The sequence below is a fragment of the Tannockella kyphosi genome (genome assembly GCF_021054785.1).
Classification (GTDB): Bacteria; Bacillota_I; Bacilli_A; order Erysipelotrichales; family Coprobacillaceae; genus Tannockella; species Tannockella kyphosi.
In genome coordinates, this window is sequence record NZ_CP088239.1 from 291,249 (window position 1) to 315,171 (window position 23,923).

Consider the following 23,923-nt stretch of genomic DNA (forward strand, 5'->3'; position numbering starts at 1 on the left):
AGGTTAAGGAATTAGAATGTAGATAGTAAAAGTAAAGGAGTATCAAACAATGGAAACACAAATGACTTTTAAAAGATATGAGTTAAAATATATTCTAACTAAAAATCAGTATGTTGAATTAAAAGAAATTATGCAAGAATATATGTGTTTGGATCAGTTTGGAAAACATACGATACGAACAATTTATTTAGATACACAAGATCATCGTTTGATTCGTCATTCCATAGAAAAACCAACGTATAAAGAAAAGTTACGTGTTCGAGCATATGGGGATATTCAAAAAGAAGATGACGTCTTTATTGAATTGAAGAAGAAATATGAAGGAGTTGTTTATAAAAGGAGAATCAGTGTCCCACAAGAACAAGCTGTTAATTATTTGGAGAATCATGTTCCATTAGCTCAAAAAAATCAAATTACTAGGGAAATTGATTATTTTATAAAATATTATGAGGGATTGAAACCATCAATGTTATTAAGTTATGATCGAGAAGCTTTTTTTGGTTTAGAGGATGTGAATTTTAGGATGACATTTGATCAAAATGTTTTATCTAGAGAAGATCATTTATCTTTGTTAGAAGAGGTTTATGGAGATGAACTATTACCAGAGGATACAGTTTTATTAGAAGTTAAAACAACCTATGGATTACCAAGTTGGTTATTGCATTTTTTTAGTAGTCATCAGTTGTATAAAACTTCATTTTCAAAATATGGAACAGCTTATAAAAAAGTATTGTTCCCAAAAATACAAGGAGGAGATTTAAATGTTTAGTTCTTTATTTACAGGTATCTTTGATACTACATCAACGGTTACAGTTGATTTGTCAGGTTTTTTAATTTGTATGGTAGTAGCGATTGTAATTGGTGTCTTTAATGCATGGGTATATACGTTCCAAGGAAAGTATTCAAAGAGTTTTGTGACAACATTAGCGATTATTCCTGCTGTAGTTACAATGATTATTATGATGGTAAATGGTAATATTGGTGCTGGAGTTGCAGTAGCAGGTGCGTTTAGTTTAGTACGTTTCCGTTCTGTTCCAGGAACTGCTAAAGAAATAGGAGCTATTTTTACTGCAATGGGATCAGGATTAACATTAGGGATGGGTTATATTGCTTTTGCAGTTATTTTTGTTATTTTTGTATCGGCGTTTGAAATGATTTTATTCCAATCTTCTTTTGGTGATTATCAAACAAATAAACGTGTTTTAAAGATTACGATACCTGAAGATTTAAATTATACAGATGTGTTTAATGATTTATTTAAGAAATATACTTCTTTTTGTGAGTTACATTATGTTAAAACTACGAATATGGGAAGTTTATTTAAATTAAGTTATGAAATTGAATTAAAAAATGAAAAAAGAGAAAAAGCTTTTATTGATGCATTACGTTGTAGAAATGGAAATTTAGAAATAGTAATTACTAAAGATATGAATACGGCAGTAGAATTGTAGGTGATTGGTATGTCAAAAGGGAAAATATTGATTTTTATCAGTTTAGCTCTTTGTTTATCGGGATGTAGTTTCGTAGAGAATGTTGTTGATTTAGTATCAGAAACAGAAATAGAGTTATATAGTGGTGATACAGAAGGATTGTTTTCTGATCGTGATTTGGAGGTTGGTTATGACCTAACAACATGTTCTAATATTGTTTTAGTAGATGGAGCAAGTAGTAGTGATGATGCTAGTGTTTCTATTAGTGATGATATTATTACGATTAGTGAGGAAGGAACTTATTTTGTTTCAGGGTCGTTAAGTGATGGACAAATAGTGGTAGATGCTAGTAGTGATGATAAAATACAATTAGTATTAGGTAGTATTTGTATTACTAATCAATCAACGGCAGCAATTAGTATTTTACAAGCAGATAAAGTTTTTATTACAATGGTTAGTGGATCATTCAATACACTTGATGTAACAATTGATGAAAGTGTTTCTGTATATGAAGATACGATTATTGATGGAGCTATTTTTTCACAAGATGATGTTACCATTAATGGTGATGGACAATTAGTGATTACGACAGTAGATGGAAATGGAATCAGTTCAAAAGATGATTTAGTTATCACTAGTGGAACATATGTAATAGAAGCTTCTAATAATGGTTTAGAAGCAAATGATAATTTATTGATAGCTAGTGGTGATTTTACAATTACAACTGGCGGAGGTTGGCAAGAAGCTCCAGCAACGACAGCAAGTAGTACTTCAATGATGCCAGGAATGAATTCTAGTAGTAGTTCAAGTAGTAGTTCTTCTAGTGAAAGTAGTGGGGGAAAAGCGATAGAGAGTGAGACACTTATTTATATTAAAGGTGGGGATTTCTATTTAGATTCTTATGATGATGCGATTCATAGTGATTATGAAGTAATTATTGATGATGGAGTATTTGAAATAATGACAGCAGATGATGCGATTCATAGTGAGTTGAATACGGTTATTAATGGAGGTACTATTGATATTACGATGTGTTATGAAGGTGTAGAAGGTCAAAATGTATTTATTAATGGTGGTGATGTTTGTATCTATTCTACGGATGATGGAATTAATGTATCACAAAGTGATGTAGTTGATAATGATGAAGGTATTGCTGTTACTATTACGGGAGGTACTATTTATATTGATAGTAATGATGAAGGTGATGGTATTGATTCGAATGGAAGTATTTATATAACTGGAGGAATGGTTTTTATTGAGAGTACTGATGTAACAACGGATACTTCTTTAGATTATGAAGAAGATGCTATTATTACGGGAGGAACTTTTATTGGATTAGGTAGTTCAGGTTTAACAGTGGAAAACTTTAGTGAGACAACACAAGGATCAATGCTTATTGAACTTTCTAGTGTAACTACGGGTAGTGTTATTTTAGAAGATAGTGATGGGAATGTTATTTTGAGTGTAGAACCTACTAAAACCTATGAAGTTCTTATTATTAGTAGTCCTGATGTGGAAGAAGGAGAAACGTATTATTTGACAACGGGGACCTCTACACAGACTATTGAAATGTCAGATTTGATTTATGGGGAAAGTAGTTCAAGTAGTCAAAATATTTTTGGTGGATTTTCAGGAAGATAGAGAAATATTTCTCTATCTTTTTTAACAAAAGGGATTGAAAAGGAAGCTGAGATAGCATTGTCTAGTTTGAGAATCTATAAAAATATAAAATTAAGATATAAAAATATTGACTTTCCTAAATATTTTAATATAATTAAATAAACTTGAGGACTAAAAGAGTACTTATTATGGGAGTTTAAGCGAGCTAATGATGGTGAGAGGTTAGCACGAAGCAATAAGGAAACGCATTTACGAGAGGGAAGTGGGAAATAAGTATCACTTCAGGGCAATCACCCTTAACGATGAAAGAGGTTATACTATCGACGTATAACAACAAGAGTGGTAACGCGGTCATTTCGTCTCTTATTTAAGAGACGTTTTTTTATATTCAAAAGAGGGGGATTTAAGAATGATTAGAGTGGGAATAGTAGGAGCAACAGGTTATGGAGGATGTGAACTAATTCGGTTTTTATTAGGGCATCCACAAGTAAAAATTACTTGGGTATCTTCTAGAACCTATAGTGATATGGAATATAGTGATGTTTATCGTAACTATTTTCAAATTGTTGATCAACAATGTATTGATGATCATATTGAAGATTATTTAGAAGAAGTAGATCTTATTTTCTTTGCAACTCCTCAAGGAGTATGCGCGAAAACTCTAACAAATTCTATATTAGAAAAAGTGAAGATAATTGATTTAAGTGCGGACTATCGATTAAAAGATGTAAATGTATATGAACAATGGTATGGAATAGGCCATGCATCACCAGAATATATTGATCAAGCAGTATATGGTTTGTGTGAATTGAATCGTAATGAAATCAAAGGGGCAACGATTGTAGCAAATCCTGGATGTTATACAACATGTGCGATTACAACGATCTATCCATTAGTAAAAGCGGGTTTGATTGATATCAATAGTTTAATTATTGATGCCAAAAGTGGAGTTAGTGGAGCTGGACGTAGTGCGAAGATTGCTAATTTGTATTGTGAAGTAAATGAAAATTTAAAAGCTTATGCATTGGCTAGTCATCGTCATACTCCTGAAATTGAAGAACAATTAGGATATGCTTGTCATCAACCAATCACTTTAACATTTTCACCACATTTAGTACCAATGAATCGAGGTATTTTAATAACTGCTTATGCTTCTTTAAATAAAGGAGTAACAAAGCAACAAGTGGATGAAGCATATGCAATGTATCAAGAAGAAACATTTGTTCGTGTTTTAAAAGAAGGTGTTCTACCAGAAACACGCAATGTAAGAGGGAGTAATTATTTAGATATAAATTACGTGTTAGATGCACGTACCAATCGTATTATTATGTTAGGAAGTTTAGATAATTTAGTGAAAGGGGCAGCAGGGCAAGCAATTCAAAATATGAATATCTTATTTGGTTATGAAGAATCATTAGGGTTGTTGTTAGCACCAGCTGTATTATAAAATGAAAATATTAGAAAATGGATGTGTTTTATCACCACAAGGATTTCTTGGTGCTGGTGGACATATTGGTATTAAAAAAGAGAAAAAAGATTTAGCACTTATTTATAGTGAAGTAGATGCAGTTGCAGTAGGTACATTTACAACGAATGTAGTGAAAGCTGCTCCTGTTTTATGGGATAAAAATATAGTTGAAAACTTTCCAAGTGCTAGAGTAATCGCTATTAATAGTGGTGTTGCTAATGCTTGTACTGGAGAAGTAGGACATCAAAATAATGAATTATTTGCAAACTATGTAGCTGATAGTTTTGGTATTACTAGTCAAGAGGTGTTAATATGTTCAACTGGAGTGATTGGTGCTCAATTACCGATGGATGTTATTAAAAATGGAGTTCCTAAAGTAAAACAGCTTTTAAAAGGGGATCAAGAAACAGGAATTGAAGTTGCTAGAGCTATTATGACAACGGATACAAAGCCAAAGCATATTGCTGTGGAAGTTGAAATTGATGGGAAAGTAGTAACAATTGGAGGATGTTGTAAAGGATCAGGAATGATTCATCCAAATATGGCGACAATGTTAGGTTTTATTACAACAGATCTTCATATTTCAAAAGAATTATTGAATAAAGCAGTAAAAGAAGTAGTTGCAAAAACATATAATATGGTATCCGTAGATAGAGATACTTCTACCAATGATACAGTATTAGTCTTAGCAAATGGAATGGCACAAAATGAATGTGTGAACTACCAAGGAAAAGCGTATCAAACTTTTGTAGATGCACTTTATTATGTAAATGAATTTTTGGCAAAAGCAATCGCAGGAGATGGAGAAGGTGCTACTAAGTTATTGGAAGTACAAGTACATGGTGCAGCATCACATCAAGATGCAATTACAATAGCTAAGAGTGTTTGTACATCACCGTTAGTGAAAACAGCTGTTTATGGTAATGATGCAAACTGGGGTAGATTATTTTGTGCAATGGGATATTCAGGAGTAGATTTCAATCCTGATAAAGTAGCGTTATTTATAGAAAGTGAATATGGGTTTTTACAATTAGTAGAACAAGGAATGGCAACAGAATATAGTGAAGAAGTAGCTACAAAAATATTATCTAGTGAACATGTGATTGCTATTTTACGTTTAAGTGAAGGTAATGATACTGCAACAGCTTGGGGTTGTGATCTTACTTATGATTATATTAAAATAAACGCGGATTACCGTTCATAAGATGTTTCAAAAAGAAATAGACCAAGCCCAAGTATTAGTAAATGCATTAAGTTATATTCACGAATTTAGAAATGATGTTGTTGTCATTAAATATGGTGGTAGTGCCATGACAAATGAAGTAATCAAACAATCTGTATTAAAAGATATTGCTGTATTAAAATCAGTTGGTATTCGTCCTATTATTGTTCATGGTGGGGGTAATGATATTAATGGTTGGTTACAAAAAGTAGGAATCGAAAAGAATTTTAAAAATGGTGTTCGTGTAACAGACCAAGAAACATTGGAAGTAGCAGAGATGGTTCTTTCAGGGAAAATAAATAAAAATTTAGTACAAAGCATGGAGAGAATCGGGACTCATGCAATCGGTCTTTCAGGGAAAGATGGTAGTATGATTACTGTTTCTAAATATATGCCAGAACAAGAAGATATTGGTTTTGTTGGTAAGATAGAATCAGTTGATAGTACTTTATTAGAAATATTGTTAGAAAAAGGATATACACCAATTGTATCAACTATTGGTTTAGATAAAAAATATCATGCTTACAATATAAATGCAGATGATGTTGCAACAGCGATTGCTCGTGCTATGAAAGCAAGTAAATTAGTTTTCTTAACAGATACAGAAGGTGTTATGGAAGATCCTACTGATTCAAGTACGGTTATTTCAGAAATAGATCGTGATCTTGCTAAAGAACTATTCGATAAGGGTATTATTACTGGAGGAATGATTCCAAAAGTAAATAACTGTTTAGAAGCTGTAGAAAATGATGTTGCTAGAGTACATATTTTAGATGGAAGATTAGAGCATAGTTTGCTTATTGAAATCTTTACCAAAAATGGTGTAGGAACAGTCATTAGAAAAAAAGAAGAACAATAAAAAAACTGTCACTTCATTCGTGGTTTCACGAATGAAAGGGCAGTTTTTATTTTATAAGTTATTGATTGGTAAGTGTGATAGATACGATTTGACAAGGTGTGTTAAATCGATAATCGATGTCTGATTCATTATTTAAACCATTGGATACAATTAAAGTAGTGTTTGATTCATAATATAAACCAGTAGTATAAATAGTTGCTAAGTCTTTGGTAACTAAGCTACCAATAAATGGAAGATTTATATATCCACCATTACTATGACCAGATAGTTGTAAATCAATATCATATTCTTGTAAAGTGCTAAAGTAATCAGGTTGATGAATTGCAACAAAACTAAAAGTAGTATCATCTGTTCCAGATAATAATCCATCCATACTATCATTTGCTTCTAAACCAAAGAAACGAATAAATGAATCTTCTTTATATATTGTACGATAATCATTTTGTAATACTTCAAAACCACTTTGCGTTAATAAATAGCTAGTACTATATAAAATATCCTTTTCTCCTAAAATAGCAAACTTACCATAATTGCTAGTAATAGAAGTTAATAACTCAACAACTACATCCTCATCAAAAATAGTAGTATCAAACAAATCACCACCAAAGATAATAAAATCAAAATCTAATTCATTACATGTAGTTACTATTTCTTCTAATTTATCTAAATCTTCAATCGTATGAATATTTAAATCACTAATAAATCCTATTGTAAAACCATTAAAATCATCACTAATCTTTTCATCGTAAATTTCATAATTTACTACTTTAAAAGTAGTAGGAGCTATATAATAGCTGTTGTAAATAGCAAACCCTAGGGACATTACTATAATAATGCACACTAGGGCTTTTAAAATTCTTAATTTTCTTCTCATACTTTTTTATTCATAATAACAGGTATAATCATAGGATTACGTTTTGTTTTACGATAGAAATAAGTAGATAGTGTATCTCTGGTTGTATTTTTAATTTCTCCAAAAGTAGTTTTATTTTTTAAGAGATTTGTTAAAGCATCACCAACTAAATTTTCAGCTTCACGAATCATTGCATAACTGTCTTTCATATATACAAAACCTCTTGAGATAATAACAGGTCTTGATAAAATTTTGCCACTTCTAGAATCCATACTAATAAGAATAGAAACCATACCATCTTGTGATAATAATTGACGATCACGTAATACAGCAGTGGATAAACCAGTAATATCATTCCCGTCTACATAAATATCATCAACATGGATTCTTGGTCCTTGTTTCACTTGACCATCACGAAGTAATAGTGTATCCCCGTTCGATAATACAAATGTATTTTCTTCTGGTATACCCACTTCTTGAGATAATTTTGCATGAATCTTTAACATACGATACTCTCCATGAACAGGGAAAAAATATTTAGGTTTTGTTAGTAACATCATTAACTTTTGTTCATCTTGAGATGCATGTCCTGAAGTATGTAAATTATTTAAAGCACTATTTGTTAGGACAGTTGCACCAGCACGGAATAGTTTGTTTACTACTCGGTTAATACTAAATGCATTTCCTGGAATAGGGCTAGAAGAGAATACAACAGTATCTCCTGGTTTAATTTTTACATATTTATGAGTCCCATTCGCTATTCTACTAAGAGCTGCTAAAGCTTCCCCTTGAGAACCAGTACATAAAATCAATACTTCATTATCTGGTAATCTTTTGGCTTGATCATTTTTTATAAAGAAGCTATTAGGAGCTTTGATGTAACCTAAAGCACGTGATACTTGAATATTGTTTTCCATTGAACGTCCATATACTAATATTTTACGATTAAACTTCACAGCAGCTTCTACTATTTGTTGTACACGATCCACATTAGAAGCAAAAGTGGCAACAATAATACGTCCTTCAGCTTTTCTAAATTCTTCTTGAACAGAATTTGCTACTTTTCTTTCACTAATAGAGAAAGTAGGTACTTCTGCATTTGTTGAATCACTTAATAATAATGTAACTCCTGTTTCTCCTAAAAATGACATTTTTTGGAAATCAGCTGGTTCACCTACTGGTGATAAATCAAACTTAAAATCTCCAGTTGAAACAACACGTCCATTAGGTGTATTAAATACCATTCCCATTGATTCAGGAATAGAATGATTTGTTCTAAAGAATCCAACATTAAAGTATTTTGTTTTTACAACAGAATCACTATTAATTTGAACTAATTTTGTTTGATTAGTAAGTCTCTTTTCATCTAATTTTCTTTTAATCATCGCACAAGCTAATGGTGAAGCATAAATGAAAGGTAAATTCACTATTTGTAATAAAAATGGAATTCCCCCAATATGATCTTCATGACCATGAGTGATTAATAACCCACGAATTTTCTTTTCATTCTTTTTTAAATAAGAATAATCAGGAATTACATAATCAATACCAGGTAATCCTTCCTCTGCAAATTTAACTCCAGCATCAATAATTAATATTTCATTATCATGTTCTACACAGTACATGTTTTTCCCAACTTCATTTAACCCACCTAGCGCATATACTTTCGTATCCATATGTTGTGATACAGGTTTTTTAGTATTTTTATTATTAGGTTTATTGGTAGGTTTTTTGTTTGGTTTGTTCTATTATTTGGTTTTTTGCCATTTTGATTTGTTTTAGGCTTTTGTTCCATAAATAACCTCCTCTTTCTATTTCTTTGTTATTTTAAGTATACCACAAGTATATCTTTTTATGTCAAACAAATTAATCTCATTATAGATAGAAAAAGCACAATAGTCAAACAAAAAGTAAAATGAAAACGATATCATTTAAAAATAAGAAAAAAGAGCATAAATGCTCTTTTTTTCATTATATTTTATTGAAAATTCCAATACCAATAGCACCTGGTCCAGTATGACAAGAAACACTTAATGAGAGTTTATCAATATTAATGATAATACCTGGAAATACTATTTCACAATAAGATTTTAGTTCTAATGCACCTTCTAAGTCATTAGAATGTGCAATTGCAATACTATATTTTTCATTTTTAAAATACTTATTAATATCTTCTTGAATTGCTTGAGCCATTATTTTGTATGCTTTTGACATCGTTCTAGTTTTAGAAAAAGCATCTAGCTTTTCACCTTGGATTGTTAAGATTGGTTTAATTTTTAACATAGCACCTAGTGTAGCAGCAGCTGGGGTAATACGACCACCTTTTTTTAAGTAATCAAGAGTAGCAACTGCTAAATAAATAGTCCCTTTATGATTTTCATCTTCTAAAATATTTTTAATCTCTAAAGCATTCTTACCTTGATTTACAAGATTAATAGCATCCTCAACAATGCCTCTTTGTGTAATAGAGACACGTTTAGCATCGATTACTTGTACTTTATCACTGTGTAATTCACTTGCTAACATAATAGCTGTTTGACAAGATCCACTTAACCCACTAGACATTGGAATATGAACAATTTCATCATATTCTTTTAAAATATTCTCCCATAATTTAATAACATCTCCTGGAGTAGGTTGAGAAGTAAATACTTCTGCATCATTTTCTAAATGTTGATAAAATTCTTCTTGTGTTAGATTAATATCTTCAAAAAGTGTTTCTTTATTTATTGTAAAAGGCATAGGAACAATATAAATACCTAGCTGTTCTCCCTCTGCTTGATTAATTCCTCCGTTGCTATCCGTTACGATTGCTACTTTCGTCATAAAATCCCTCCTTATTAATTATTTATATTGTACTGAATTATATGAAAAAAGCAAATGTTTTTAATATTAACATAAATAAACTGTATTATATATTGTAATACAGTTTAAATGTGTTATACTAGAAATATAAGAACTGTATCGCTTAATGCAATACAGTTTAAAGGAGGGAATTTATGCATATCGACACAAATAGTACGATACCTTATTATGAACAACTATATATTCAGTTTGTAGAATACATTAGCCAAGGTATTTTACAAGTAGATGATAAGTTACCTTCCGTGCGTTCCTTGTCAAGTGAACTTCATGTCAATCCTAACACAATTCAAAAAACTTATGCGATGTTAGAAGAAGATGGTTATGTGATATCTCTTGCTGGAAAGGGAAGTTATGTTGGTGGAGTGAATAAAAAGGTCCAAAGTACAGTAGAAAAAGAAATTAATAATAATTTAAAACAGATTGTGATGAAATCACAATTTATAGGTCTTACTTATGATGAAGTATGTAGTTTATTAAAAGATGAATGGAGAGATGAAGATGATAAAAATAGATAGTCTTACAAAACAAATGGATGGTAAGGTGATTTTAGATGATATTTCATTGCATATAAAAAAAGGTTCTATTTATGGCATTATTGGAGTGAATGGAGCTGGAAAAACAACATTAATACGTCATATGGTTGGTAGTTATGAAGGAACTAGTGGAGTGGTAGAAATGGATGGAGAAAACATTTTCCATAGTATTGAATCAAAGAGTAAGTTAGTATTTATACCAGATGAATTCCCGGAAGTGTTTGGTAATCGAGTAGATGATGCAATGGAGCTTTATGATTCATTATATCCAACATTTGATAGAGAACGCTATGCATTATTGATGGAAAAATTTGGTCGAAGTGGAAAAGAAACTATTCGTCATTTTTCAAAGGGAATGAAGAAACAAATTCTATTTGCATTAGCACTAGCATCTAAACCAGAATATTTAATTATGGATGAACCATTTGATGGATTGGATCCTCAAATAAGGAAAATAATTTGGGATATTTTAATAGAGGATGTAACAAATCGAGGGATGACAATATTTATATCAAGTCATCATTTATCTGAGTTAGATACGATGTGTAATGATATTGCTTTTATGCATCAAGGAAAAATATTATTTGAACAAAGTATGGATGAATTAAAAGAGAATTATTGTAAGATGCAAGTTGTTTTTGATCAGGCTAAAGAATATTATGATGTAGAATCAACTTTTGAAGTATTGCACCATAGTGCAATTGGAAGAATTCATACGTATGTATTAAAAAATCATCCAGAACTAATTGAAAATTATATGTTACAAAAAGAACCGATTATATTTGAATTGGTTCCAGTGTCTTTAGAAGAAATTTTCTTACACACATTAGGAGGACAGGAAGATGAAATCAAAGAGATCACTTATTAAAAGTATTAAAAAGAAAAATAGGGGTTTCACTTATTTGATGATAGTGGTAATGATGTTTTTTATTACGGTTGATTTATTTAGTAGTGGTGCATTTTCTTATGTTACAGTAGCAGCATTTGTTGTTACAAATGGGTTTTTAACTGTTTTTTATGCTAGTAAGGTACAGGAGATGATGGTTGTTCCAGGGCAAGCTAATTATTATGGTTCTTTACCAATTGAAATAAATGTTTCATGGTTTAGTCAATATATTGCAGGATTACAATTAGCTATGTTTCCTGTTTTGTTAGAATCTATTTGGATTGGTTTTTCTTTGTTGATTTCAAATAATGCAATAGGACATGGAAGTATTATTTTAGTAACAATGGGAGTTTCAGTTGTTTTAGTTTGGTTCTATTATTCTTTATCATTTATGGTTTGTTGTTTTGTACAAAACAAGATACAACAAATAGTTTATACAATAGGGATTATTGTATTGCCTGTTTTCTTGTTATATAGCTTGTATTCTATTAGTAATATGGTTGTAGTAGGTACTAACATGAATGGAAGTTCGATGGACATTTTATATTACATTCCCTTATTTAGTGGAGTAGATTATTTACAAAGTTATATTGCAGGAACTGGTGCTGTTTTTGAACATGTGATAGGGTTTATCATAATAACAATTATTATGATAGTTATTAGTTATTGGGCTTTTTGTCATCGTAAGATAGAAGATGCTGGTGATATAAAGTCATCGATAGGAGTAACTATTCTATTTAAGACATTTCTATCTATTTCAATAGCGGGTGTATTTATTTTAAGTTTATTTTATATGGATGTATTTACTTATTATGGAGGATTGTATTCTAAAATCATTGTACTGTTTTGTTTAGTTTCCTTGATAACAAGTATGGTATTAGAATGGTTGTTACCTAATAAATACAAATTAGCTTCTTTTGTTAGTGTAGTATTGTTTATGGGTATTTCATTACAATTGGTTTCGATTCAAACGAATAGTTATCAAGATGATATTTCTGTATTAAGTGGGGTAGATTTTTCAATATATTTATCTGTTAATGTAGATGGACAAGTTACTACAGGGACGGCTAATACTGTTAATGTGGAGCATTTTGAGGAATTTATTAATGAAAACCTAGATAGAGTATTTCTTGAAAAACAAGATGATAGTATAGAAATTATTGTAGAAACAATGATTTATTTCGATAACTATTATGCATCATCAGATTCATTTGTATATTATTATGTAGAAGAATCGTTAATAAATGATCTTATTATGATGTCAGAGTTTGAACGTATTCTTATGAGTGACTATCGAATAGAAGGAAATGGTATGGATACAGAAATCAATAATATGTCTACGGGTGAATGCTTAACTATTTTAGATGCACAAAGTTTAGAAACTTTATCTAAGATGACGACTAGTGATACTTATTCGTTAGTTGAAGAAAGATATATGATTGGTTCTTATGAAGATGAACAATTCTTTGTGACGGAAGAAATTTATGAATTTATTAAAACAAACCAAGATGTTGATTTTATAGAAGGTGCTATGAATTATGAAGAATATTTGGATAAAAATGAGATCATAGATGAACAATCTTTAGATTTGTATTGTCAGGAGCATAATGTGGAAATCTTGTCATATAGCAATGTAGCGGCATTAAAAGAAGCTTTGCCTATTGAAATAGAACAAGGTAGATATAGTGTTTATCATTCTTTTAGTGGAGCTGGTGTATCATCGGGAACTTATATTCAAATTGTTTTTTCAATTGAAGGAGATGAAGTTGTAGGAATTGTAGCAGTTGGAAAGGTGGGAGCATAATGTATATAGTAAAAAAAGACTTCCAAGATATTAGAAAAATATTAGCTTTATTTTTAGGAATTTCTATATTCGTTAGTTTTCTACTTGTATTTTGTAATGTGACTAGTGTTCCTATTTGGAAATCAGTGTATTTAGTAATAATGATACCATTTCTTCTTATCCAAGGTTTTATCTTATTTGATTATACTAAGAATAAAAACAGTGCTACTTTTGTAAACTCTTTTGCTATGCACAAAGGAGAAATGTTTATTCGTAAGGTTTGTAGTGGTATCTTATTTTTGATGTGTATTACATTCATGTATAGTGTGATTTGGTTAATGATAGGGCAAGGGAGTCTTATGGATATAGGACATTGTCTGTTATTGGCACTTGTGTATCATTGCTTTCTTTCATGTTGTGCTATTTTAACTGGGAAAAATATTAGTTATTTAATGTTGTGTATTTTTGTTATTGTCGGTCCATTAGCTCTTGTTTTGGTTAGTAATGTCGATGTATATAGCACGGAGTTGGTGTATGTAGGATATTCTGCATATGCAAATGACGTTCTTTCTATTAGTCCTATTGGACAATGGGTTTTACCATTCTATCAATATAAATTAGAGTTAGTAGAAATAGAAAATATATTAATTTGTACTTTTTATATACTAATTAGTTTAAGTATTGGTTATTTTGCAAGTCTTAAACAAGATGCTATTTATTCTGGAGAAATGTTTTTGACTACGAAAGTAAAAGATGTCTTTGTCGTTGTAGGAAGTTGTTTTATTGGGTTGATTGTTATGTCACTCCTTGGGCTTAATACGGTAGGATTTATGATTGTTAGTTTGGTTGGAATCTTTCTATTGCCATTTGTTGTTTTTGGCTTTTCTATTTTATTAGATAAAAAGATTTATTTTAAAAAATACTGTATTCAAAGTGGAATAGCAATTGTTGCCAGTGTATGCATTGTTCAAACAGGTTCTAGTTACTTGCAAAATTACATTCCTGACTCAGCTAAGCAAGCAAGTGTTTCGTTACAAGGTGATCTTGGAGAATATGTAAATTTTAGCTTAACACTCGATCAAAGTGTAGAAGAAGTCAAGGAAATCCACGAGTCTCTTCTAGAGCTTGGTGTAGATTCCTACTATCAAAACAGTAGTGCATATGTTGTATATGATTTGGGTGATGGTTATGCATATGATAACTACTTCTATTTAACTAATGATAATATTGTTGAAATGCTGCAATATGATGGATATGCTGTCGTGGGTGAAGAATCAGATGAGAAAATCGATTATTTATTAAACATGGATTATACTTCTATCTCTATACTTAATAAGACTTACGAAAGTGTAGAGAATCTACAGTTATGGAAAGAAGTGATTACAAAATATTATTATAATGAAGAAATATCATTTGATACAACTGATGATTTCTGGTATGTATCAATTAAAGGTAATCAAGGTGAAAAAGTTGAAATATCTGGCAGTGATTTGTGGTTTCAACAAGCATGTGTGGAATTTACGGAAAAAGTAGCATATGAGTTGAATATTTCATAAATTAGGGTATATTGTATATGAGGTGATATAAAAATGAAAATTATAACAGAAAAAGAATTTGATGATGTAATAAAATCAGGTGTTGTATTAGTAGATTTTTTTGCAAACTGGTGTGGACCTTGTAAAATGTTAACACCTGTATTAGAAGATTTAAGTGCTAGTATGCCGAATGTTACTATTGTAAAAGTAGATGTGGATAATGATGGAGCATTAGCTGGTCGTTACGGAATTCAGTCTATTCCTAATCTAATCATCTTTAAAGATGGTAGAGCAGTAGATCAAGTTGTAGGATTTACTTCAAAAGGTGAATTACAAAACAAATTAGAAGCACATTTATAAGATAGCTCTTCGGAGTTATCTTTTTTGAAAGTTTTTGTTGCTTTCAAAATTCATCTATGGTATTATGAAAAAGCAGTTAATATGGCTCGTTGGAGAAACGGTTAACTCACTTGCCTTTCACGCAAGCATTCACGGGTTCGAATCCCGTACGAGTCACCATAGGGGCGTAGTATAGTGGTAATATAACGGTCTCCAAAACCGCTGATGCGGGTTCGATTCCTGCCGCCCCTGCCATGCAAATAAAACCCTTATTTTATAAGGGTTTTTTATTTTATATATTATAAAGTCCGTATAAAGTCCGTATAAAGTCCGTACTTTTCCTTAAAAAAAAGAATTATCAAGCTCTTTATTCATTAATTCTATCAATTCATCCTCCGTATTCGGAAATAAATGGCTATATGTATTTAATATAGTGTCTATGTATTATCAAAGCCACGCAAATTAAACCCTTATTTTATAAAGGTTTAATTCACATAAAGAAAAGTTATCTTATTTAGATAACTTTTTTGCTTTTATATCAATATATATTTGTTTTATTGTTTTAAAAACAAACATAAGGAAAATAGATAAGAATAATGCAGCAGTAATTCCGAGTCCATCAATAGCTACATCACGTAAACTAGCTCCTCTACCATCTATAAATAATTGATGGAATTCATCACTCATAGCATATAAAAAAGATAGCGTATAAGGCATTGCGTAATCTTCTTTTTTTAGTCCTTGTAAAAAACCAAAAAATAATAACAAATATAATCCAAAATATAAAGAAATATGAGCAGCTTTACGAATAAGTAATTCTAATGTTTGCAAAGTTGCACTTCGAATATAGGCAATACCATAATCAATTACTTTATAACCAAAAGACACTACACTATTTGGTAAGATAAATAACTGTGTATAATCATTGCGATATCCCCATATAAAATAAAGCAACGCTAATAAGATAACTATGGTAGTTATTTTTAATGTTTTACTTTTTGAGCGATATATTGCATAAAAACATAGAATACTTAAAAATATAATAACTAAAAGAACACTATATTTTAATAAATATAAATGATCCTTTAAATAGTAGAAAATTTTTGATAAATAAGTTTCCATATAATAAATCACTTTTTCTAAAACTTCTCCAGAAGAATTACCAGAAATAGTACCATCTTGATTAGAAAACCAAAAAATTAGACCCATCCATGATATAGCAGGTATAAAGAAACATGCTTTTTTCATTTTCTCCATAAGTATGCCCTCCTTTTTAAAACTTATGAAAAGGATACAGTATTTTTATGGAATGGGCAAGTGAAAAACCACAAAAATAAAGTAAATAAAATGACATAATATGTTATACTTTTATGGGTGATGAAAATGGTAAGGATGAAGAAAAGAGGAAAAGTGTTTATTGGTTGTGTTTTGCTGCTTATTAGTTATGGAGTTTACACACTAATTAATTCTATTGAATTTGAAGAAGAAGTGGCTATTGAAGAATTGATAGTAGAGATGGAGATAGTGAATGTTGATATTGATTTTTTGTTGTGGTTAAATGAAAACTATGGTGAGGAGTTTTTAGTATTTTATGATTGTTATCTTGCTGGTTTTGAAGAAGTACCATGGCATGAGTGTTTTGGCATGTCTTATTTGGTTTTATGTGATGAGTATAATGGAATAGAGGAAAGTATTGAAGTATCAGGAAATACTATTTCTTTTTTAGGAGATGTTTCTTTTGCGGATAATTATGATGGTGGTCAAGCTGTTGATGAAAGAGGAATAGGTATTGAAGGTGTGTTGTCTAGAGATGTTCTGGATTATTTGTTTGAGCAGAGCTTAGTTATTGCGAATGCTGAATTTGCAGTAGGTGAAGGTGGTAGTCCTTTGGAGGATAAGTACTATACATTTATTGGAACTAGTGAAAAAGCAGCACTTTTTCAAGATATGAATGTTGGTTTGGTGACGTTAGCGAATAATCATATTTATGATTATGGTGGCGAAGTGTTTAGTCAAACTTTGGAGATTTATGATGATTTGGGGATTGAAACAATAGGTGCTGGTGAAAATATTGAAGAAGCGTCACAAGCTGCTTATTATATAGTAGATGGATATAAGTTTGCTTTTGTAAATGCTAATCGTAGCGAAAAAACGATATTAACACCTGGGGCAACAGAAGATTCTGCAGGGGTTGTACGTTGTTATGATCCTGAATATTTTATTTCTATGATTGAAACGGAAGAAGAAAAAGCGGATTATGTAATTGCTATTGTTCATTGGGGAACAGAATACTCAGAAGAGATTGAAGATGTTATGTTAGAAACGAGTCATTTATATATTGATGCCGGAGCGGATGCAATAGTGGGGCATCATGCACATGTTTTACAAGGGATTGAGTATTATGATGGGAAACCTATCTTTTATAATCTAGGAAATTTTTTGTTTAATGATAAAACCTTAGATACAGCAATCGTGACTCTTGAAATAGAAGAAGATGGTAGTTTAGAGTATATATTTTTGCCTTGTCTTCAAGAAGATGTTTTCACAAATTTTGTATATGATCAAGATGCATTGGATTTGATAGAGAAAATGAATGGATGGGGAATTAATGCCTATATTGATGAACAAGGAAACGTATTAGAAAAGGAGTAAATCTCCTTTTTTTGTTATAATAGGATGAATATGTATTGTTTAGACAAAAAAATTATTAATTCGTTAGCAAAAGCTAACAAATATTGGAAATAATGCTTGACACGTCACACCTAATATAATATAGTGGTTATAGTTAGTTTTAGCTAACGGTGGAGGTAAGTATGGAAACTGTCAAAACATCATTGGTTGACGCAGAAATTGGTACAACATATACAATAAAAGAATTGGTTACTGATGATGAGGAACTAGAAAGCTTCTTATTCACATTAGGTTGTTATGTAGGACAACCAGTAGTTATTGTTTCAAAAAAAGGCAATGGTTATGTTATATCTGTCAAAGATAGTCGTTATAACATTGATCAACAACTAGCTAGTTGTATTCGAGTGTAGAAAGTACACTCTATTTTTTAAGGAAGAGTTAGTCATCACTAACAAAGGGAGGAATTAAAATGAGAATCGCGCTTGTCGGGAATCCAAACAGTGGGAAAACAACACTGTATAACGTATTAACAGGAAGTAGTGAAAAAGTAGGGAACTGGGCAGGGGTTACAGTTGACCGAAAAGAAAGCACAATGAAATCATCATTTAGTGATGGAACAGAAGTTGTTGCTGTAGATTTACCAGGTGCATATTCAATGTCACCATTTACAAATGAAGAAAGTATTACTAGTGATTTTGTAAAAGAATCTAATGTTGCTGCAATTATTAATGTTGTAGATGCAACAAACTTAAGCAGAAGTTTGTTTTTTACAACGCAAATGTTGGAATTAGGAATTCCTGTAATTGTAGCATTAAATAAAAGTGATTTAGCTGCCAAAAAAGGTGTAGTTATAGATGTAGAACAATTATCTCAAAAATTAGGATGTTCTGTAGTAGAAACAATATCTGTTGATGCTGGAAATCCAGGATTAGTTACATTAGTTCAAGAAGCTATCAAACACGCAGGTGAAACACAAGTTGCACCTTATACAAAAGCTAATGTAGATTTATCAGATAAAGATGCAGTACAAACTGCAGATAAAGAAAGATTTGAATTTGTGAATGAAGTTGTAGCAGCAGTAGAAAAAAGAGCTACTGAAACTAGTGAAGCAACTTCTCAAGATAAAATTGATGCAATTGTTACAAACCCAGTTGTTGGTTTAGTGATTTTTGCAGCTGTTATGTATGCAGTATTCTCTATTTCACAAGCATATGTTGGACCATATATTGCAGATATGTTATGTGGTTGGATTGAAGGATTTGCTGAAGTAGTAGGTGGAATGGTTGAAAGTGCTTCACCATTTTTACAAGCATTATTAGTTGATGGTATTATTGGTGGGGTTGGAGCTGTAGTTGGTTTCTTACCATTAGTAATGGTTATGTATTTCTTAATTGCGTTATTAGAAGATTGTGGTTACATGGCACGTGTTGCTGTAGTAATGGATCCTTTCTTTAAAAAAGTAGGTTTATCAGGTAAATCAATCATTCCAATGATTATTGGTACTGGTTGTGCGATTCCTGGGGTTATGGCAAGTCGTACTATTAAAAACGAAAGAGAACGTCGTACTACTGCTATGTTAACACCATTTATGCCTTGTGGTGCTAAGTTACCAGTTATTGCTTTATTTGCTGGAGTATTCTTTGATAATGCTGGATGGGTTAGTCCATTAATGTATTTTACAGGGATTGCTATTATTTTCTTAGGAGCTTTATTAACATTACAAATTACTGGTCATAAATATCGTAAATCATTCTTTATTATTGAATTACCAGAATATAAAATTCCAAGTCTTAAATTTGCAACTATGTCAATGTTACAAAGAGGGAAAGAATTCATTATTAAAGCAGGGACAATTATCTTAGTATGTAATGCAGGTGTTCAAATTATGCAATCATTTGACTTTAGCTTACAATTAGTTGCTGAAACAGCACAAGATACTTCAATCTTAGCTGCTATTTCTAGTCCATTTGCTATCTTATTTGTACCTTTAGGGTTTGGAGCTTGGCAATTAGCTGCTGCTGCTATTACTGGATTTATCGCAAAAGAAAATGTAGTAGGTACATTAGCTGTAGTTTATGGAATTACTAACTTTATTGATACAGAAGAATTAGCTTTAATGAGTGGTTCAACTGAAGTAGCTACAATTATGGGTCTTACTAAAGTAGCTGCATTAGCTTACTTAATGTTTAACTTATTTACACCACCTTGCTTTGCAGCAATTGGTGCAATGAATGCAGAAATGCGTGATAAAAAATGGTTATGGGGTGGAATTGGTTTACAATTTGCAACAGGATATGTAGTAGCATTCTTCGTTTATCAAATTGGAACATTAATCACTTTAGGAACATTAGGAGATGGTTTCATTGCTGGTTTAGTTGTTGTTGTAATGATTGTTGGTTTTGTAGCTAGCTTAATTATGAAAACAAAAAAAGAAATGAAGCAAGCTTAAAATGATTAACATTATTGTTATACTTATACTTACTGTTGTTATTGGACTACCTATTGCTTATTTAGTTCGTGCCAAGAAAAATGGTATTGCATGTGTTGGTTGTGGAGCAAGTGGCACTTGTAAAGGTAGTTGCCATGATGAGCCTTCTAAATCACTGCATGATTTGTATTATGATAAATAGTAACTAAGGAGTAGTCTAACTACTCCTTTTATTATGGGTGAAAGTGACATTGTTATTGTTTGATTTTATGGGTTTTTTTGTAAGAAATAATTGTAATATCATAATGCTATGATATAATGATTCAGTTAAAAGAGAAGATAAATAAGGGGATAAAAAGATGCTTAATAAATATTTACCTGCGTTTTTAAAAGCTATTATGGCTGGTATTATGATTTCTATAGGAGCGTGTGCCTATTTAGGGTTAGAGAATCATACTTTAGGAGCAATGTTGTTTACAATTGGTTTGTTTACAATTTACTCATTGGATTTTTATTTATTTACTGGAAAAGTTGGATATTTGGTTGATGATCCAAACATAAAACAAATTATTGTAATATGGTGTGGGAATTTTGTAGGAACATTTATTAGTGCAAAAGCTGTATTATTAACTAGAATGGTTGAAACAACTGAAATATTAGAAAATGTTACTCATTATGCAGAAGTAAAATTAACAGATGGATATGTTAGTATTTTTATTTTAGGTATCCTTTGTGGAATTATGATGTATATTGCAGCACAGTCTTTTAAAACAGCACATGATACTAACAATAGTGTTGGTGGATATGTAGGGTTGTTTCTATGTGTTATGATTTTCTTGTTATTAGGTTTTGAACATAGTATTGCAAATATTTTCTATTTCACTTTGGCAGATGTTTGGTCTGTACATGCATTGATAGCATTAATTGTTGTATCATTTGGAAATGCGGTTGGTGGAATGTTATTTAAATTGATTGCTTTACCAATTAATAATCATCATTAAGCCTGAAAAGGCTTTTTTTTATTGACAAGAAGAACTATCTGTTATAACATATGAATATATATTCATATGTTAGGAGAATGGTATGGAAAAGGAAAAGGATATTGTAAACAAAGTAATTGATCTTTTACCACCAGATGAATCACTTTATGATTTAGCTGAGTTATTTAAGATATTTGGAGATAGTACTCGTATTAAAATTTTATATGCTTTATTAGAATCAGAGATGTGTGTACAGGATATAGCATCTGTATTGAATTTAAGTCAATCAGCGATATCTCATCAATTGCGTGTGTTAAAAACAAGTAAATTAGTTCGTTTTCGTAGAGAAGGTAAAACAATTATTTATTGTTTGGCTGATGAACATATTAGTGGAATATTAAATTTAGGAATGGAACATTGTGAGGAATAGTTATGAAAAAAACATTTAAGATGGAAGATTTAGAGTGTGCACATTGTGCTGCAAAGATGGAAGATGCAATAAGTAAATTAGATGGGGTAGTTTTAGTGAGAATTAGTTTTTTAACTCAAAAATTCACATTTGAATGTGATGATGCATTATTTGAACAAAGTTTAAAAGAGGCTTGTAAGATTGTAAAGAAAATAGAACCTGATTGTACTGTTTTGGTGAAATAAAATGACTAAAAAACAAAAAAGAAGAAGAAATCAAATCATTTTTGCTGCTTTTTGTTATCTTATTTATATTTTGATAGATGTAGACTTCTTTTTACAATTCTTATTAGCGTTAGCTATCTATATTTATATAGGAAAAGATGTATTAAAAAGAGCACTTTCTAATATCAAAAGAAAACAAATATTTGATGAAAACTTTTTAATGACAATAGCTACTATTGGAGCTTTTGGATGTGGTGAATTTAGTGAAGCTATTGCAGTTATGTTGTTTTATCAAATAGGTGAATTATTTGAAAGTATTGCAGTTGGAAAGAGTCGTCAATCGATTCAAGAACTATTAGAATTAAAAGTAGAAGAAGTTTATGTATTGGATGGAAGTGATTTTGTTGTAAAAGAGATTGAAGATATTGTGATAGGAGATATTGTTCTTGTAAAGGCAGGGCAAAAGATAGGTGTTGATGGAATTGTGTTAGAGGGGCAAGGTTATGTAGATATGGCTGCTTTAACTGGAGAATCGTTACCTGTTTTTGTGGATGTAAATCAAGAGGTACTAAGCGGTAGTATAAGTGTGGATGGTGCTTTGCAAATTCAAGTTTCTAAGTTGTATGAAGATAGTACGGTAGCTAAAATATTAGAGATGGTTGAAAATGCGGTAGAAAAGAAAGCAAAAGCAGAAAACTTTATTACTAAATTTGCTAGATATTATACACCTTCCGTTGTTTTTTTAGCATTAGCGTTGGTTGTGATACCGAGTTTATTTGTTGGAGATTTCTTAGTATGGTTACAAAGAGCTTGTGTGTTTTTGGTTGTTTCTTGCCCGTGTGCACTTGTTATATCAGTACCCCTAACATTCTTTGGGGGAATTGGTAAAGCTTCTAGAAACGGTATTTTAGTAAAAGGAAGCAATTATTTAGAAGCGTTAGCGAATGTAGAACTAGTAAGTTTTGATAAAACAGGAACTTTAACGAAAGGTGAATTTGTTGTTAAGGAAGTAGTTAGTAAAGCTATGAGTCAGGAAAATGTATTAGCTTATATGGCTTTATTAGAAAAAAATAGTAATCATCCGATATCCAAAGCAATAATAGCAGCTAACACAAACGAATTAAACGAAGTGATAAGTACGAATCATCATGAAATAGCGGGTAAAGGAATCTATGCCCTAGTGGATAACCAAGAAGTGTTGGTGGGTAATGCGAATCTTATGTTGGAAAAGGATATTGATTATCCAAAGGTAGAAGTAGGTACGGTTGTTTATCTTGCAATAAACAAGGAGTGTATGGGATATGTTTTATTAGAAGATGAAATAAAAGATTCAGCAATATCGTTTGTTTCCTATTTGAATAAAAGTAAAATTGATACATTGATATTAACTGGAGATAATGATCAAGTAGCTAATAAGGTTCAACAAACATTAGGAGTAAAACAAGTAAAAGCTAATTTATTACCAGCTGATAAAGTTGTGGAAATAGAAAAATGTTTTATGAATAAAAATAAAGGTTCTATAGTTTTTATCGGAGATGGTATGAATGATGCACCTGTATTATCTAGAGTAGATATTGGTATTAGTATGGGGCAAATAGGTAGTGATGTAGCGATTGAAGCTAGCGATATCGTAATTATGGATGATGATTTATTAAAAGTTCAAAAAGCAATAGAAATTGCCAAAAGAACAATGTCTATTGTTCATCAAAATATTATCTTTGCCTTATCTGTTAAAATCAGTATTTTAATATTATCTACATTTGGAATCGTTGGTATGTGGGCTGCGGTTTTTGGAGATGTAGGAGTTAGTATCATTGCAATTATTAATGCAAGGAGAGTTTAAAAGCTAGCGAAAGCT

General features: G+C 30.9%; 23 protein-coding genes, 2 tRNA genes and 1 other annotated feature. Of the genes, 21 read left to right on the forward strand and 4 right to left on the reverse strand.

The window, feature by feature from the left end:
• Positions 1-49: 49 nt before the first annotated feature.
• The 6 genes from LRR82_RS01545 to argB all read left to right on the forward strand — a co-directional run bounded on the left by LRR82_RS01545 (position 50) and on the right by argB (position 6,599).
• Entirely contained in the window at positions 50-769 is a 720-nt protein-coding gene (locus LRR82_RS01545; RefSeq protein ID WP_249029765.1) for a polyphosphate polymerase domain-containing protein, read from the forward strand.
• On the forward strand, positions 762-1,451 hold the full coding sequence (locus LRR82_RS01550; protein ID WP_249029766.1) for a DUF4956 domain-containing protein: 690 nt from the start codon (positions 762-764) through the stop codon (positions 1,449-1,451). The genes LRR82_RS01545 and LRR82_RS01550 overlap by 8 nt, the downstream gene beginning before the upstream one ends.
• A gap of 9 nt (positions 1,452-1,460) precedes the next feature.
• Positions 1,461-3,071 (forward strand): carbohydrate-binding domain-containing protein, encoded by a 1,611-nt coding sequence (locus LRR82_RS01555; RefSeq protein WP_249029767.1) that lies wholly within the window; start codon positions 1,461-1,463, stop codon positions 3,069-3,071.
• Positions 3,072-3,208: 137 nt separating this feature from the next.
• Positions 3,209-3,417 (forward strand) — a binding site (T-box leader).
• Between the two features lie 42 nt (positions 3,418-3,459).
• On the forward strand, positions 3,460-4,497 hold the full coding sequence (gene argC / locus LRR82_RS01560; RefSeq protein WP_249029768.1) for an N-acetyl-gamma-glutamyl-phosphate reductase: 1,038 nt from the start codon (positions 3,460-3,462) through the stop codon (positions 4,495-4,497).
• Between the two features lies 1 nt (position 4,498).
• Entirely contained in the window at positions 4,499-5,722 is a 1,224-nt protein-coding gene (gene argJ, locus LRR82_RS01565; protein ID WP_249029769.1) for a bifunctional ornithine acetyltransferase/N-acetylglutamate synthase, read from the forward strand.
• 1 nt (position 5,723) lies between these two features.
• Positions 5,724-6,599: an acetylglutamate kinase gene (gene argB / locus LRR82_RS01570; protein ID WP_249029770.1), complete on the forward strand. Its 876-nt coding sequence runs from the start codon at positions 5,724-5,726 to the stop codon at positions 6,597-6,599.
• 58 nt (positions 6,600-6,657) lie between these two features.
• Here the strand turns inward: argB and LRR82_RS01575 are convergent, their stop codons facing one another.
• From LRR82_RS01575 to LRR82_RS01585, 3 genes are all read right to left on the reverse strand, one after another.
• A complete protein-coding gene (locus tag LRR82_RS01575; protein ID WP_249029771.1) occupies positions 6,658-7,473 on the reverse strand; it encodes a metallophosphoesterase in 816 nt (271 codons plus the stop codon).
• On the reverse strand, positions 7,470-9,128 hold the full coding sequence (rnjA, locus tag LRR82_RS01580) for a ribonuclease J1 (RefSeq protein WP_249029772.1): 1,659 nt from the start codon (positions 9,126-9,128) through the stop codon (positions 7,470-7,472). The genes LRR82_RS01575 and rnjA overlap by 4 nt, the downstream gene beginning before the upstream one ends.
• Positions 9,129-9,423: 295 nt before the next feature.
• Entirely contained in the window at positions 9,424-10,278 is an 855-nt protein-coding gene (locus tag LRR82_RS01585; protein WP_249029773.1) for a DegV family protein, read from the reverse strand.
• Positions 10,279-10,451: 173 nt separating this feature from the next.
• On the opposite strand from LRR82_RS01585, the gene LRR82_RS01590 reads away from it, so the two are divergent.
• The 7 genes from LRR82_RS01590 (at position 10,452) to LRR82_RS01620 (ending at position 15,648) form a co-directional block, all read left to right on the forward strand.
• Positions 10,452-10,832, forward strand: a complete 381-nt coding sequence (locus tag LRR82_RS01590) for a GntR family transcriptional regulator (RefSeq protein ID WP_249029774.1) — start codon at positions 10,452-10,454, stop codon at positions 10,830-10,832.
• Positions 10,816-11,718: an ABC transporter ATP-binding protein gene (locus LRR82_RS01595; protein WP_249029775.1), complete on the forward strand. Its 903-nt coding sequence runs from the start codon at positions 10,816-10,818 to the stop codon at positions 11,716-11,718. Before LRR82_RS01590 ends, LRR82_RS01595 begins: the two co-directional genes overlap by 17 nt.
• On the forward strand, positions 11,693-13,540 hold the full coding sequence (locus LRR82_RS01600) for a hypothetical protein (protein ID WP_249029776.1): 1,848 nt from the start codon (positions 11,693-11,695) through the stop codon (positions 13,538-13,540). The genes LRR82_RS01595 and LRR82_RS01600 overlap by 26 nt, the downstream gene beginning before the upstream one ends.
• Entirely contained in the window at positions 13,540-15,075 is a 1,536-nt protein-coding gene (locus LRR82_RS01605) for a hypothetical protein (RefSeq protein WP_249029777.1), read from the forward strand. Before LRR82_RS01600 ends, LRR82_RS01605 begins: the two co-directional genes overlap by 1 nt.
• Positions 15,076-15,108: 33 nt before the next feature.
• Entirely contained in the window at positions 15,109-15,414 is a 306-nt protein-coding gene (gene trxA, locus LRR82_RS01610; protein ID WP_249029778.1) for a thioredoxin, read from the forward strand.
• An 83-nt stretch (positions 15,415-15,497) separates the two neighbouring features.
• Positions 15,498-15,573: transfer RNA gene (locus LRR82_RS01615), tRNA-Glu, on the forward strand.
• Position 15,574: 1 nt separating this feature from the next.
• Positions 15,575-15,648, forward strand: a tRNA-Trp gene (locus tag LRR82_RS01620).
• 255 nt (positions 15,649-15,903) lie between these two features.
• On the opposite strand, the gene LRR82_RS01625 is transcribed toward LRR82_RS01620, so the two are convergent.
• Positions 15,904-16,650, reverse strand: a complete 747-nt coding sequence (locus LRR82_RS01625; protein ID WP_249029779.1) for a VanZ family protein — start codon at positions 16,648-16,650, stop codon at positions 15,904-15,906.
• A 126-nt stretch (positions 16,651-16,776) separates the two neighbouring features.
• Between LRR82_RS01625 and LRR82_RS01630 the strand changes: the two genes are divergently transcribed.
• From LRR82_RS01630 to LRR82_RS01665, 8 genes are all read left to right on the forward strand, one after another.
• Positions 16,777-18,045, forward strand: coding sequence for a CapA family protein (locus tag LRR82_RS01630; RefSeq protein WP_249029780.1), 1,269 nt, complete (start codon positions 16,777-16,779; stop codon positions 18,043-18,045).
• 161 nt (positions 18,046-18,206) lie between these two features.
• Positions 18,207-18,434 carry a ferrous iron transport protein A gene (locus LRR82_RS01635; RefSeq protein ID WP_249029781.1) on the forward strand — a complete coding sequence of 76 codons (228 nt, stop codon included), beginning with the start codon at positions 18,207-18,209 and terminating at the stop codon, positions 18,432-18,434.
• Positions 18,435-18,493: 59 nt separating this feature from the next.
• Positions 18,494-20,473 carry a ferrous iron transporter B gene (feoB, locus tag LRR82_RS01640; RefSeq protein WP_249029782.1) on the forward strand — a complete coding sequence of 660 codons (1,980 nt, stop codon included), beginning with the start codon at positions 18,494-18,496 and terminating at the stop codon, positions 20,471-20,473.
• A 1-nt stretch (position 20,474) separates the two neighbouring features.
• A complete protein-coding gene (locus tag LRR82_RS01645) occupies positions 20,475-20,654 on the forward strand; it encodes a FeoB-associated Cys-rich membrane protein (RefSeq protein WP_249029783.1) in 180 nt (59 codons plus the stop codon).
• A gap of 157 nt (positions 20,655-20,811) precedes the next feature.
• Positions 20,812-21,453 (forward strand): formate/nitrite transporter family protein, encoded by a 642-nt coding sequence (locus LRR82_RS01650; RefSeq protein ID WP_249029784.1) that lies wholly within the window; start codon positions 20,812-20,814, stop codon positions 21,451-21,453.
• An 82-nt stretch (positions 21,454-21,535) separates the two neighbouring features.
• Positions 21,536-21,862, forward strand: coding sequence for an ArsR/SmtB family transcription factor (locus tag LRR82_RS01655; protein WP_249029785.1), 327 nt, complete (start codon positions 21,536-21,538; stop codon positions 21,860-21,862).
• 2 nt (positions 21,863-21,864) lie between these two features.
• A complete protein-coding gene (locus LRR82_RS01660; RefSeq protein ID WP_249029786.1) occupies positions 21,865-22,086 on the forward strand; it encodes a heavy-metal-associated domain-containing protein in 222 nt (73 codons plus the stop codon).
• Position 22,087: 1 nt separating this feature from the next.
• Positions 22,088-23,908, forward strand: a complete 1,821-nt coding sequence (locus LRR82_RS01665) for a heavy metal translocating P-type ATPase (RefSeq protein ID WP_249029787.1) — start codon at positions 22,088-22,090, stop codon at positions 23,906-23,908.
• Positions 23,909-23,923 lie beyond the last annotated feature (15 nt).

Coding starts and splice junctions, on each gene's coding strand:
- LRR82_RS01545 (WP_249029765.1), top strand. CDS start 50: ATGGAAACACAAATGACTTTTAAAAGATATGAGTTAAAATATATTCTA.
- LRR82_RS01550 (WP_249029766.1), top strand. CDS start 762: ATGTTTAGTTCTTTATTTACAGGTATCTTTGATACTACATCAACGGTT.
- LRR82_RS01555 (WP_249029767.1), top strand. CDS start 1,461: ATGTCAAAAGGGAAAATATTGATTTTTATCAGTTTAGCTCTTTGTTTA.
- argC (WP_249029768.1), top strand. CDS start 3,460: ATGATTAGAGTGGGAATAGTAGGAGCAACAGGTTATGGAGGATGTGAA.
- argJ (WP_249029769.1), top strand. CDS start 4,499: ATGAAAATATTAGAAAATGGATGTGTTTTATCACCACAAGGATTTCTT.
- argB (WP_249029770.1), top strand. CDS start 5,724: ATGTTTCAAAAAGAAATAGACCAAGCCCAAGTATTAGTAAATGCATTA.
- LRR82_RS01575 (WP_249029771.1), bottom strand. CDS start 7,473: ATGAGAAGAAAATTAAGAATTTTAAAAGCCCTAGTGTGCATTATTATA.
- rnjA (WP_249029772.1), bottom strand. CDS start 9,128: ATGGATACGAAAGTATATGCGCTAGGTGGGTTAAATGAAGTTGGGAAA.
- LRR82_RS01585 (WP_249029773.1), bottom strand. CDS start 10,278: ATGACGAAAGTAGCAATCGTAACGGATAGCAACGGAGGAATTAATCAA.
- LRR82_RS01590 (WP_249029774.1), top strand. CDS start 10,452: ATGCATATCGACACAAATAGTACGATACCTTATTATGAACAACTATAT.
- LRR82_RS01595 (WP_249029775.1), top strand. CDS start 10,816: ATGATAAAAATAGATAGTCTTACAAAACAAATGGATGGTAAGGTGATT.
- LRR82_RS01600 (WP_249029776.1), top strand. CDS start 11,693: ATGAAATCAAAGAGATCACTTATTAAAAGTATTAAAAAGAAAAATAGG.
- LRR82_RS01605 (WP_249029777.1), top strand. CDS start 13,540: ATGTATATAGTAAAAAAAGACTTCCAAGATATTAGAAAAATATTAGCT.
- trxA (WP_249029778.1), top strand. CDS start 15,109: ATGAAAATTATAACAGAAAAAGAATTTGATGATGTAATAAAATCAGGT.
- LRR82_RS01625 (WP_249029779.1), bottom strand. CDS start 16,650: ATGGAGAAAATGAAAAAAGCATGTTTCTTTATACCTGCTATATCATGG.
- LRR82_RS01630 (WP_249029780.1), top strand. CDS start 16,777: ATGGTAAGGATGAAGAAAAGAGGAAAAGTGTTTATTGGTTGTGTTTTG.
- LRR82_RS01635 (WP_249029781.1), top strand. CDS start 18,207: ATGGAAACTGTCAAAACATCATTGGTTGACGCAGAAATTGGTACAACA.
- feoB (WP_249029782.1), top strand. CDS start 18,494: ATGAGAATCGCGCTTGTCGGGAATCCAAACAGTGGGAAAACAACACTG.
- LRR82_RS01645 (WP_249029783.1), top strand. CDS start 20,475: ATGATTAACATTATTGTTATACTTATACTTACTGTTGTTATTGGACTA.
- LRR82_RS01650 (WP_249029784.1), top strand. CDS start 20,812: ATGCTTAATAAATATTTACCTGCGTTTTTAAAAGCTATTATGGCTGGT.
- LRR82_RS01655 (WP_249029785.1), top strand. CDS start 21,536: ATGGAAAAGGAAAAGGATATTGTAAACAAAGTAATTGATCTTTTACCA.
- LRR82_RS01660 (WP_249029786.1), top strand. CDS start 21,865: ATGAAAAAAACATTTAAGATGGAAGATTTAGAGTGTGCACATTGTGCT.
- LRR82_RS01665 (WP_249029787.1), top strand. CDS start 22,088: ATGACTAAAAAACAAAAAAGAAGAAGAAATCAAATCATTTTTGCTGCT.